General features: G+C 69.6%; 11 protein-coding genes and 1 pseudogene. 7 read left to right on the top strand and 5 right to left on the bottom strand.

The features are described 5' to 3' along the window. Positions 1–119: 119 nt before the first annotated feature. On the bottom strand, positions 120–944 hold the full coding sequence (locus tag AB0J09_RS41700; protein WP_360703792.1) for a class I SAM-dependent methyltransferase: 825 nt from the start codon (positions 942–944) through the stop codon (positions 120–122). A gap of 140 nt (positions 945–1084) precedes the next feature. Here AB0J09_RS41700 and AB0J09_RS41695 point away from each other — a divergent pair, with 140 nt between their 5' ends. Continuing rightward, positions 1085–1417: a YnfA family protein gene (locus tag AB0J09_RS41695; protein WP_360703789.1), complete on the top strand. Its 333-nt coding sequence runs from the start codon at positions 1085–1087 to the stop codon at positions 1415–1417. Here AB0J09_RS41695 and AB0J09_RS41690 read toward each other — a convergent pair. After that, positions 1395–2549, bottom strand: coding sequence for an acyltransferase (locus tag AB0J09_RS41690; RefSeq protein WP_360703787.1), 1155 nt, complete (start codon positions 2547–2549; stop codon positions 1395–1397). The genes AB0J09_RS41695 and AB0J09_RS41690 overlap by 23 nt on opposite strands. Before the next feature lie 120 nt (positions 2550–2669). Here AB0J09_RS41690 and AB0J09_RS41685 point away from each other — a divergent pair, with 120 nt between their 5' ends. The 4 genes and pseudogenes from AB0J09_RS41685 to AB0J09_RS41670 form a co-directional block, all read left to right on the top strand. Beyond that, the gene (locus AB0J09_RS41685) at positions 2670–3092 is read left to right on the top strand and encodes a hypothetical protein (RefSeq protein WP_360703784.1); all 423 of its coding nucleotides are present in this window, start codon (positions 2670–2672) and stop codon (positions 3090–3092) included. 161 nt (positions 3093–3253) lie between these two features. Continuing rightward, positions 3254–3793 carry a hypothetical protein gene (locus AB0J09_RS41680; RefSeq protein ID WP_360703781.1) on the top strand — a complete coding sequence of 180 codons (540 nt, stop codon included), beginning with the start codon at positions 3254–3256 and terminating at the stop codon, positions 3791–3793. A gap of 36 nt (positions 3794–3829) precedes the next feature. Then, positions 3830–4711, top strand: a complete 882-nt coding sequence (locus AB0J09_RS41675; protein WP_360703778.1) for a DUF4097 family beta strand repeat-containing protein — start codon at positions 3830–3832, stop codon at positions 4709–4711. A 57-nt stretch (positions 4712–4768) separates the two neighbouring features. Continuing rightward, positions 4769–5192 (top strand): annotated as a pseudogene (locus AB0J09_RS41670) (amidohydrolase family protein); the annotation flags it as partial. A gap of 40 nt (positions 5193–5232) precedes the next feature. Here AB0J09_RS41670 and AB0J09_RS41665 read toward each other — a convergent pair. Both AB0J09_RS41665 and AB0J09_RS41660 read right to left on the bottom strand, forming a co-directional pair. Then, complete coding sequence (locus AB0J09_RS41665; protein ID WP_360703775.1) at positions 5233–5676, bottom strand: SPW repeat protein; 444 nt, start codon at positions 5674–5676, stop codon at positions 5233–5235. 175 nt (positions 5677–5851) lie between these two features. Continuing rightward, positions 5852–6943: an enolase C-terminal domain-like protein gene (locus AB0J09_RS41660; RefSeq protein WP_360703772.1), complete on the bottom strand. Its 1092-nt coding sequence runs from the start codon at positions 6941–6943 to the stop codon at positions 5852–5854. A gap of 342 nt (positions 6944–7285) precedes the next feature. Between AB0J09_RS41660 and AB0J09_RS41655 the strand changes: the two genes are divergently transcribed. Further along, on the top strand, positions 7286–8626 hold the full coding sequence (locus tag AB0J09_RS41655) for a family 43 glycosylhydrolase (protein WP_360703769.1): 1341 nt from the start codon (positions 7286–7288) through the stop codon (positions 8624–8626). A gap of 437 nt (positions 8627–9063) precedes the next feature. Here AB0J09_RS41655 and AB0J09_RS41650 read toward each other — a convergent pair whose 3' ends face one another. Further along, positions 9064–9711 carry a TetR/AcrR family transcriptional regulator gene (locus AB0J09_RS41650; protein ID WP_360703766.1) on the bottom strand — a complete coding sequence of 216 codons (648 nt, stop codon included), beginning with the start codon at positions 9709–9711 and terminating at the stop codon, positions 9064–9066. A gap of 152 nt (positions 9712–9863) precedes the next feature. Here AB0J09_RS41650 and AB0J09_RS41645 point away from each other — a divergent pair. Continuing rightward, positions 9864–10763: medium chain dehydrogenase/reductase family protein (locus AB0J09_RS41645; RefSeq protein WP_360703763.1), on the top strand; the 900-nt coding region annotated here is incomplete at its 3' end.

Genomic DNA, 10763 nt, shown 5'->3' with positions numbered 1-10763 from the left:
GGCGATCGCCCGGACCGTCAGGCCGGCCGCGCCGTGCCGGGCCAGCAGGCGTTCGGCGGTCGCGATGAGATGATCGGGCAGCGTCTGGCCGTCGCTCAGAGCGGCGGCCTTGCGGGCGGTCACGGGCGGGTCGCCGTGATCAGGTAGGCGGCGCCGCGCAGCCGTACGGCATCGGCCTGCTCGTAGGGGCGAAGAGCGTCGGCGAGCGCGGCGCGGGCGCGGGACGTGGCGGCGGGATCGGCCCGATCGAGCAGGAAGCGGACGGGTCCCCAGGCGGCGAGGAAATCGGCGGCGTCCTGGACGTCTCTGCCCCATACCTGCGGCGCCTCGACGGGGGTCGCCGTCACGCCGGTGAAGCCCGCCGCGGTGAACACCTCGTGGATCCGGCCCGGATCGGACAGTGAGGCCGGTCCCTCTCCGTCCGATGCTGGCTCGGGCGCTGGCAGGTGGCCGAGCATGCCGGTGAACACGGGGCCGAGGTCGTTGTCGGCCATCTCACGCAGGCTCAGGAAGGCCACGCGACCGCCCGGTCGCAGGGCGCGGGCGATGTTGGCGAAGGCGGCCACCGGATCGGCGAAGAACATGATCCCGAAGCGGCTGATGGCCAGATCGTAGGAGTCGGCGGGAAAGGGGTGAACTTGGGCGTCGCCCTGCTCGAAGTCGATGTTGGCGACACCCTCCCCTGCCGCGGCGGCGCGGGCCCTGCTCAGCATGGGCGCCGACAGGTCGACACCGGTGACGCGCCGGGCGCGCCGGGCGGCCAGCCTGCTCACCTGGCCGTTGCCGCATCCCACGTCGAGCACCCGATCCCCTTCCCGGACGCTCTGCAGCAAGTAGTCGTTGAACCCGCTGTTCACGGCGTCGTACCGAGCATGGTGGTCGGCCCAGTGATTGCCCTCGTAGCCGTTCCACGCCTCGGCTTGGTGCGTGTTGACGATCGTCATGTCGCTCCCCTTATGAACGCTCGTTCATGAGCGTACGTTCATAATGACGAACGAGCAGCCCGGCCGTCAACGGCCTCCATACGACGGACCCATGGCCCCGGCGCCGCACCCTTCGGCTCAGCCTGGTGCAATAGCGACTTATGACGATCGCTCGTTCGTTGGTGCTGTTCGCCGTGGCCGCGCTCTTCGAGATCGGTGGCGCTTGGCTGGTCTGGCAGGGCGTGCGTGAGCAGCGCGGCCTGCTCTGGATCGGCGCAGGCGTGATCGCGCTGGGGGTTTACGGCTTCGTCGCGACATTGCAGCCGGACGCCCACTTCGGCCGGATCCTCGCTGCCTACGGCGGCGTGTTCGTGGCCGGCTCCTTGGTGTGGGGCATGGTCGCCGACGGCTTCCGTCCCGACCGCTGGGACGTCATCGGCTCACTGCTGTGCCTGGCCGGCGTCCTGGTGATCATGTACGCGCCTCGAGGGTGAGGCGCCGGCGGCCGAATCGCTGCAGAGGCCGCTCGATGAATCGGTGGCTCAGCCAGCTGGCCGGGAGGAGCACTCCGAGGAAGAGCACGCTGATGCCGATCTGCAGGGGCAGCGGTGACCAGCGCATCTCCCCCGCCAGGCGCATGACGACGAGGAGGATCGGCAGGTGCACCAGGTAGAGGGAGTAGCTGATCGTCCCGAGCCAGGTGAGGAAGGCGGGTACGCGACGGGCTCGCCCGGCCATGGCAGCGGCGAAGGTGGCGCCTGCCAGAACGATGGTCAGGCTCCACACGTCCGGCTGGACCCACCACCAGCCGGCGTTGATCGCCCAAAGCGGAGTCGAGGCCACCAGCAGCGTGACGATGGCTACCGGCCACAGCCAACCATCGCCGCGCTCCCACCGGCGTATCGCCGTACCGGTGAACATGACCGCGAGGATCGCGGCGGCGAACCACGGAACGCGGCTGCTCAACAGGACCAGGGCCAGCCCCATGACGCCCAGCGCGCATGACGCCGCCGTGATCGCGCGTCCGGAGATCACGCACACCAGCCCGGCGACGAACACCGCGAACGACAGCCAGGCCAGCCACCCGCCCGACAGCGGCGCGCCGGACAGGGTCAGGGCGGTGACGGCGCAGATCAGCCCGAACAGAACCGGCAGCAGGGCGCGGCGGTCACGCACGCCGGTCACGAACAGCGCGGCCACCAGCAGGTAGAAGACCATCTCATACGACAACGTCCACATGGTGTTCAGCACGCCGGCCACGCCGACCGTGTCCATCAGCATCGTCGCGTGCGCGGCCACCGACGCGGCGTCCCTGGGCACCTCCTCGCGTACGGGGATCCACCAGGACAGAGCCAGCACCACGCCGATGACCGCGAGGTAGAGCGGATAGAGGCGGAAGAGGCGACCGATCCAGAACGTCCGCACGCCGCCCCGGCGTTCCAGCGAGGCCGGGATGATGTATCCGCTGACCAGGAAGAAGACCAAGACGCCGTACACGCCCAGGTTGAACGAGGTGGGGCGTAACCAGGGCATGGCCCAGGTCGTCAGGTGCTCGCCCACGACCGCCAGCGCCCCGACTCCCCGCAACGCATCCAGCCACGCCAGCCGGGTAGGCGCAGTATGCACGGCTTGAGGGGATTCCGTAGGGACCGTCACCATATGCCAAACGTATCGGAGTGATGATCCGCGGGCGCCGTCGCCGGACTGCTGCTCGCGCACGGATTCTGGCTCCTGGTCACCCTGGACGTGGCCACCAGCGTCGCCTTCGCCGTGATCGTGGCAGTCGGCATCCCACGAGGACACGACAGGTCAGGCCAGAAGCCGGCGCGCAACGGTTTCGCGATCGCGGCACGCGACCGGGTGCTCCTGGCCGCGCTGCTGTTCCTGCTGATCGGCCTGCTCCTCTACGCCCAGGCCTCGTACGCGCTGCCCCTGGCCCTGGCCGCCAACGGCCTGCCCGCGTCCCTGTACGGGCTGCTCATCACCGTCAACGGCGCGATCGTCGTGATCTTCCAGCCGCTGTTCATCGCCTGGCTGTCCCGTCTGCCCGCCTGCCCGTCCTCGGCGTCTCCATGCCACGCCGGCTCGCCGCGATCCCGGCCATCGAGCCGGCGCGCACAGGCACGTGGCCGTTCCAGGAGGAGAGCGATGTCCAAGCGGGGCCGGTGACGCGGGTCTGTACATGCTGCGCCGCCCCAACTTCCGGCCCGTGACCTGCAGGACTGCCGATCGGGCGTGCAAGATGGAGTGCTTGCCCAAGTGATGCCAAGATGGCGTCATCAGCGCCAATCAGGCTTGCGTTGACGTCACTTTGACGCCATAGTGGCATCATGGATCTCAAGCCGTACGTCGACAGACTCCGACGGGACCTCGCGGTAGCCGCGGAGGCCGGCGGCGAGGACGCACGCGCCCTCGCCGAACGGCTCGTCTCGCCCCTGGAGTCATCGGTCCGGCTCGTCCTGCTGGAGGTCCTGTCGGCGGCCGCCGACGAGATCACGCGTGATCTCGCGCCTGGTTCGGTGGAGGTTCGCCTGCGCCGCGGCGATCCCGACTTCGTCCTGACGCGATCCCCTGCAGGTCAGCCGTTCGACGATGACGTCCGCGAGGACGACGGCGGGTTTGCCGAGCCGCCCGACGCGGACGTCCAGCCGGCGGGTGCGCCGGAAGGCAAGGAAGGCGGCACGGCCCGGATCAGCTTTCGCCTCCCGGAGCACCTGAAGGGCCAGGTCGAGGAGGCCGCCCGGCAGGAGGGCCTGTCGGTCAACACCTGGCTCGTCCGCGCCGTCGCGGCCACGTTCGAGTCCGGCGGGCGGCGGTCGGCACGGCGGGCCTCGTCGAGCGGGCGCCACTACACCGGCTGGGTCGGCTGAGGCCCGGACGTACGCCAACCATCAAGGAGGGTTTTCATGCCCACGTTCGACACGCCCGAGCCGATCTCGGTCAGCATCGATCTGCCCGGCGGCGACGTCAGGATCATCGCGAGCGACCGCACCGACACCGTGATCGATGTGCGGCCGGGCGACGGCGAGGAGGGGGCGGCCGCGGTCCAGATCGGCTACGCGGGCGGCAAGCTGGTCGTCAAAGGCGCACAACCATCCCGGTACGCAGGCGCCGCCGGGAACAGCCAGAGCTGGGGACTGGCGGGGTTGACCCGCCTACTCGGAAACTGGGACGAATCGGCCCGGGTGACGATTGAGCTGCCGTCGGGCTCCCACGTGCAGGGCGAGGCGATGTCCGGCGAGTTCCACTGCACCGGCCGGTTGGGAGACTGCCGTCTGCGGACCGACTACGGCGACATCCGTCTCGATCAGGCCGGCACGGTCCGTCTGACCAGCGACAGCGGCGAGATCGCCGTGGACCGCGCGACCGGCCACGCCGAGATCACCAGCGCGTCCGGCGAGATCAGGATCCAGGAGATGGGCGGCACCGCGACGATCAGGAACGACGACGGGGAGTGCTACATCGGCGAGGTGACCGGCGACCTGCGGTTGATCGGCACCAACGGCGACATGGAGGTCAACCGCGCCCACGGTGGCGTCGAGGCGAAGAACGTGTACGGCAGTGTGCGGATAGGCGAGGTCGCGCGCGGCTCCGTCGTTCTGACGAGCACGTCGGGCGACCTTGAGGTCGGCATCCGGCAGGGCACCGCCGCGTTGCTCGACGTGAGCACGGCCAATGGCAGGCTGCTCAACTCCCTGGACCCCCGCGACAGCCCGGACGGGTTCGACGAAACGGCCGAGATTCGCGCCCGCAGCCACGACGGCGACATCACGATCCGGCGCGCCTGACCTTGGCGGTTCCCAACCCGCGCTCGGCCCAAGCCGTAGGCGGCGCGCCGGCCGGACCGCCGCATCCCCGTGATCACCGGATCGCTGATCGGCACCCGCGCCAAGGGCGAGCTACGCCACCGGACGCTGCGCGGCCCCGGCATCCTGGCCGGCGCGGGCGTGGAGATCGCCATCGCGTCCGACCACTGCTGCGTCCCCGTCCAGTTCCTCGTCCACCAGGCGGCGCCGGCGGTCAAGGAGGGCCTGTACCGCGAGACCGCGCTGCGCGCCATCACCGCCAATCCGGCCGCGATTCTCGGGGCTGGACGACCGCGTGGGCACGTTGGAGCCCGGCCTCGACGGCGACGTGGTGCGGTGGTCGGGCGACCCGCTCGATGTGATGAGCCGCGCGGTGCCCGTCCTCATCGGCGGCCGCGAGGTCTACCGCTACGACATCGCGACCGCCACCGGAACGAGGTCAGACCTCTACGACCGCGTTTGAAGCGTCGCTCGAGCTCAGGACCCGCGGCAGCTGCCGGGGATCAACCCCGATGTGTGGACATCGTGCCGAGCGTGACGGTGGCCAGGCCACATGCGGTGATGACTGCCCCCGTGACGACGTTGCTGATGATCATGCCGACGCTGGCCCCGTGCGGGGGCAGCACCCACGGGGCGATGATCGTCCAAATCCCGATGATCGGGACGACCCACGCCAGTCCGTGAATCCGGCCGTAGGCCGAGGAAATCCCGGCCGCCAGCAGCGCGAGCGCGATGCCGGTGACCAGATTGTTGACGGTCAGCGTGGTGCGCCCGAAGAAACCCACCACCCATGGTGAGATGGCGAGATAGAGGCCGCTCAGAAAGGCCAGTCCGCTGACGGACTGTCCTGACCGGCTCTGTGCGGCCAGGTCGTAGCGAGCGCGCAGGGCCGCAATATCAGGGTGCTGGCCCATGTCGTATGTGGGATGGGTTGGACGTTCGGCCATGTCGCACACCACCTTCCTCGTTTCGTGTGGATTGTGGAGGTGTGGATGCGAAACCCCTGCCCGCGCGTCACACCAGCACTCCCGCGCCAGGGCAACATTTTCTCCAAATGCTTCAGCCCCAAGCGTCGGCATGCCGCACATGCGCGACAGCGTGGGGACGGCACTGCCCATACCGCTAGGCCACACGGTGGCATTCGGCGGCGCCGGCGCGGAGCACGAGTCCATGGCCGGGGGCGTCGGTATGCGGCTGGACCAGGCCGCCTGCCGGGTGGGCAGCCCCGTCGAAGAGTTCGGACTCGATGCGCTGGTGGTCATGGAACCACTCGATGTGGCGCAGGTTGGCGGTGGCGGCTGCGGCTGGAATGTGCAGATTGGGGGCGCAATGCGCGGAGACCTGCAGGTTGTGGCCGGCGGCGATGGCCGCGGCGGCGAACCAGCCGGTGTAGCCGCCGCAGCGGGTGGCGTCGATCTGGAGGCAGTCCACGGCCTGCGCCTGGCACATGCGGGTGAAGTAGGCCAGGTCGCAGCCGTACTCCCCGGCGGCCACGTCGGCCCGGCAGTGCTCGCGCACCAGTCTCAGACCGGGCAGGTCGTCGGAGGAGACCGGTTCTTCGAACCAGCTCACGTCGTGTTCGCTCATCCTCTCGGCCATGCGGATGGCCTGCTTGGCGGTGTAGCCACCGTTGGCGTCGACGTACAGCTCGGCTGCCTCGCCGATGACGCGGCGGCTCAGCGCCACGCGGCGCAGGTCGCGGCCGGGTTGCGTGCCGGACGATTCGCCGATCTTGATTTTGACGCGGCCGATGCCCTGTCCGTGCACCCAGTGGCTGAGCTGGCCCGTGGTGGCGTCGTCGTCGTAGGTGGTGAAGCCGCCCGAACCGTACAGCGGGACATGCTCGCGCGCCGCGCCGAAGAGACGGACGAGCGGCAGGTCGAGCAGGCGCGCCTTGAGGTCCCACAGAGCTACGTCAACGGCCGAGATGGCGTACCCTGCGACACCCGGCCGCCCGGCGTTGCGCACCTGGCGGGTCATCCGTGCCCAGTGGGCGGGGATGTCGGCGGCGTCGGCGCCGGTCACCGTCTCGGCGAGCGTCTCGGAGATCAGCGAGGCCGCGGCGGCAGGCGCGTACGTCCATCCGGTCCCCGTCGCGCCCGCGGCCGTAACTGTGGCGACGACCAGCGTGGTCGCCTGCCAGGCGAAGGTTCCGTCGCCTTCCGGCTGGTCGGTCGGTATGCGGTAGGCCGCGGCCGTGACCTGGTCGATCATGTTCATAACGCTCTCGCTTCGCAGGACCGCAGGCGATGAGCCATACCCCGCATACGCCCTCCAAACGGACGTCCCAGCTGTCGGCGCCCCCGTTCACGTGCGCAGACATTTGACGTGCGGTTTCGCCTGCCGCGACCGGCTCACGGGGTCCGCGAGGGATTTATTCCGGGCTATTGACGAAATTTGATCGACTTCGGCAGACTCTCCGCATACGGCACAGCGGCGGCCCTTTCGCCCAGTTGCGGCAAAGGCGCAAGGCGCTCGTCCTCCACCTGCCGCGGCATGAACGGGCCGCTCGGCAGGAGCGAGCTCGGCAGGCGCCGAGGTGGGAGAACGTGACTGATGAGTTCCGATAATGGGTCGTACGTCGAGCGAAGGTCTTTGCTGGCCGGCTTCGCCGGCTTTTTGGGAGTGGCGGCACTGCCCGCGACCGCTGCGCAGGCGGCGCCGACGGAGGTCGCGTCGATGCGGCGGTACCCGTCGAACTGGCCCGGCCTCGAGCCCTACGGCCTCGCCGACACCCGGCTGGACCTGTGGCCACGTGAGGACAACTCCTTCATCCTCCCGCTCGAGCTGCGCCCCCGTGACGAGGAGCGCGGCCGGGTCTGGATGCGGGACACCTACGTCAACTGCTTCGTCGTCGATGGCCGTCCGATCTACGTCGCCACGGGCACCACCCGGGTGCCCGGGCTCGACGCGGCCGGCCCGTGGAACGACGGCATCTTCGTGTGGGTGTCCCCGTCCCTGCGGGGGCCGTGGAAGCTGGTCGACACCACCGGCATCCGGCCCGGCGCCGAGAAGGGCAAGGTGTGGTCACCCGAGTTCGTCGGCGAGAACCGGCCCGGCCACAAGGTCGTCGCTCCCTGGCAGGAGTACTGGTACGACGACCGGTTCGGCAAGCGGGGCCAGGCCTGGGCCCCGGAAGTGCACTACTTCCGCGGCACGTGGTACATCGTCGCGTGCATGGGCGACCACTCCCGGAAGGTCGGTTCGTTCATGCTTGTGAGCGAGGGCGGGATCGAGGGCCCGTACCGGCTCGTCGAGGGCAACTTCGACAAACCCTTCGGCGACTCCTTCATCGGCGGGCCCAACTTCATCGAGCCCGGCGCCTACCACCACATCGACGGCAGCCTCTACACCGAGGGCGACGACGCGTGGCTTGTGCTGCACAACCACCTGTACGCGAAGTTCCGGGACGACATGGAGGACATCGTCACGACGAGCAACCTCCCGCAGTTCCAGCAGATGCCCTACTCGCCCGAGCCGTATCTCGAAGGCGCGTACGTGTTCAAGCACGGGGGCAAGTACTACCTCCTCCAGGCCGCGTGGAACCGAACGTCGGCCAATCCCGACGGCAGCACCCGGTACGCCTACGACCCGCCCGGCCCCGGCCGCACGCAGTACCAGTACGACGCGATCGTCGCCGTCTCGGACAATTTCGAGGGGCCGTATTCCAAGCGGTGGACCGCGGGTGTCGGCGCCGGCCACAACAACTTCTTCGTGGACCGCAGCGGCCAGTTGTGGGCGACGTTCTTCCGCAACCCCAACTTCGGCTACTGGGCCGACCCGTCACGCGTCGCCGACGCCGCAGTGCCCGGTGTCGTAGGGCTGGAATGGACCGGCCCGGAGGGCGATCGCCTGTACGTCCAGCGCCGGAACCACGGGCACACGACCAGCGGGTGACCACCCGCGCGGCGGCCGCTGACGGCTCGGGCTGATCTCATGGGCGGGAGGCCCGGCCGGCGTCGCTGAGCTAATGGCGCGTCTCGGCGTGCCGGGCGCGCTGGGCCAGGTCGTGGCCCAGCGTCCGTCCGGCGCGGTCACGATGCGCCGGCTCGCCTCGGGCATCGGAACGGCCGCGGAAAGCCCGGGGGCGAACCGGCGCGTTTCTGCGGCCGAATCGTCCTGAATGTGCAGGGGGACCTGGCTGTCGAACAGCTTCTCCATGCGGTCGTTGGTGGCTTTTGTCTCAGCCAGTTCCTCGGGGACCGAGCCGATGACGCGAATGGTCGGTAGTGCGTACATGCCGACCAGGGTCTCCGGGGCTCGCGACACCGTACTGTCACGGCTGTGGCGTGATCTCCATCGCTGTCACCGCTGTCTCCCGCCGCAGGGCGTGGTCAGCGGACCAGCAGGTCGTCCAATTCGGCGGTGAAGAGCAGCGCGGGGTCGAATCCCATCCCGGTGAATTGGCCGGCGAGTTCCAGGGACAGGACGCCGTGCAACCGGGTCCAGAAGGCCAGGGCCCGGCGGAGGGCCGCGGTCGGGGCGGGGTGGCCGTCCGCCCACTGCCGGTGGCCTTCGAGGTGCGCGTCGAACGGCGTCGCGGAGCTGCCGGAGGGCAGCGCGGCGCAGGCGTCGAGCAAAGTCGTCATGATCTCGGACGCGATCGCGGTGATGTCGTCGGGCGCGTGGTAACCGGGGACGGGTGTGCCGTAGATGAGGAAGTACCGCTGAGGGTCGTCAAGCGCCCACTTGCGCAGCGCGTGAGCCAGCGCGGCGGCCTCCGGGCCGGGCTTGGAGGCCGCGCGGAAGGTGTCGGCGAGGCTTCGGTACGCGTCCCTGATGAGCTCGGTGATCAGCTCGTCACGGCTGGCGAAGTACCGGTAGAGCGCGGGCCCGCTCATGCCCATCTGCTTGGCGATCGCGTTGAGGGAGAGCGCGGACGCCCCCGCCGTGGCGATCTGCTCCCACGCGTGTTCCTTGATCTCCGCGCGCACCTGAGTGCGGTAGCGCTCGCGCGGGGCCTTCGTGCCCGCTTCCGCCATGGCCTGCCACCTTCCGGCATCCGTCTGGTTACAGCCTCAAGATTTAGTTAGAGGCTATCACGAAACCTATTGACACTCCCCATGCGGTCACGTTACAACTTCTAACGAAAGCGAGAAGTCGTAACTCAATGCGCCACGAAGTGGAGGTCGTCATGAACGCCGAAGGACTTGTCGAGGTCGTCCTGCCGGGCAAGGTGCAGCCGGAAGGGCTTCAGATCCGGCACGGAGCCGTCCCCGTCGCGGGCCCGGGTCAGGTGCTGATCCGGGTGGAGGCGACCGGGGTCTCCTTCGCCGAGCAGCAGATGCGCCGCGGCCGCTACTACGACCAGCCGGCGTTCCCGTTCGTGCCCGGCTACGACCTGGTCGGCACGGTGCTGGCCACCGGTGAGGGCGTCGAGCCGGGCCTGGCCGGCACCCGGGTGGCCGCGCTGGTCAAGGTCGGCGGCTGGGCCAGCCATGTGATCGTCGACGCGGCGGACGTGGTGGAGGTGCCCGACGGGGTCGGCGCGGCGGAGGCGGAGACCGTGGTGGTCAATGGCATCACCGCATGGCAGATGCTGCACCGCAAGGCACGGATCCGCACGGGGCAGACCATTCTGGTGCACGGCGCCAACGGCGGCGTCGGCTCGGTCCTGGTCCAGCTGGCGCAGGCCGCGGGCGTGAAGGTGATCGGCACAGCGTCCGCGCGCCACCACGACGCCCTGCGGGAACGCGGCGTCGTCCCGGTCGACTACCGCACCGAGGACGTCGCCACACGCGTCCGCGAGCTCGCCCCCGGCGGGGTGGACGCCGTCTTCGACCACGTCGGCGGCCGCAGCGTCGTCGACTCCTGGCGCCTCCTCGCGCCCGGTGGCGCGCTCGTCTCGTACGGCAGCGCCTCCACCAGGGACGACGAGGGGTCCAAGCAGTGGCCCGTGCTCAAGCTGCTCGGCCGGGTGTGGCTGTGGAACGCGCTGCCCAACCGCCGCCGCGCCTACTTCTTCAACGTCTGGGCCGGGCGGACCCTGGCCAAGCACCGGTTCCGGGCCCGGCTGCGCGCCGACCTCGCCCAG

This window comes from Nonomuraea sp. NPDC049784, from assembly GCF_040659615.1.
Classification (GTDB): domain Bacteria; phylum Actinomycetota; class Actinomycetes; order Streptosporangiales; family Streptosporangiaceae; genus Nonomuraea.
The sequence above is the reverse complement of the archived record's forward strand: the minus strand, read 5'-3'. Positions and strand labels throughout refer to the sequence as shown.

What these genes read in the sequence shown, in the direction of transcription:
- AB0J09_RS41650 (WP_360703766.1), bottom strand. Translation starts at nt 9,711, where the DNA reads ATGGCGGAAGCGGGCACGAAGGCCCCGCGCGAGCGCTACCGCACTCAG.
- AB0J09_RS41675 (WP_360703778.1), top strand. Translation starts at nt 3,830, where the DNA reads ATGCCCACGTTCGACACGCCCGAGCCGATCTCGGTCAGCATCGATCTG.
- AB0J09_RS41695 (WP_360703789.1), top strand. Translation starts at nt 1,085, where the DNA reads ATGACGATCGCTCGTTCGTTGGTGCTGTTCGCCGTGGCCGCGCTCTTC.
- AB0J09_RS41665 (WP_360703775.1), bottom strand. Translation starts at nt 5,676, where the DNA reads ATGGCCGAACGTCCAACCCATCCCACATACGACATGGGCCAGCACCCT.
- AB0J09_RS41660 (WP_360703772.1), bottom strand. Translation starts at nt 6,943, where the DNA reads ATGATCGACCAGGTCACGGCCGCGGCCTACCGCATACCGACCGACCAG.
- AB0J09_RS41680 (WP_360703781.1), top strand. Translation starts at nt 3,254, where the DNA reads ATGGATCTCAAGCCGTACGTCGACAGACTCCGACGGGACCTCGCGGTA.
- AB0J09_RS41655 (WP_360703769.1), top strand. Translation starts at nt 7,286, where the DNA reads ATGAGTTCCGATAATGGGTCGTACGTCGAGCGAAGGTCTTTGCTGGCC.
- AB0J09_RS41700 (WP_360703792.1), bottom strand. Translation starts at nt 944, where the DNA reads ATGACGATCGTCAACACGCACCAAGCCGAGGCGTGGAACGGCTACGAG.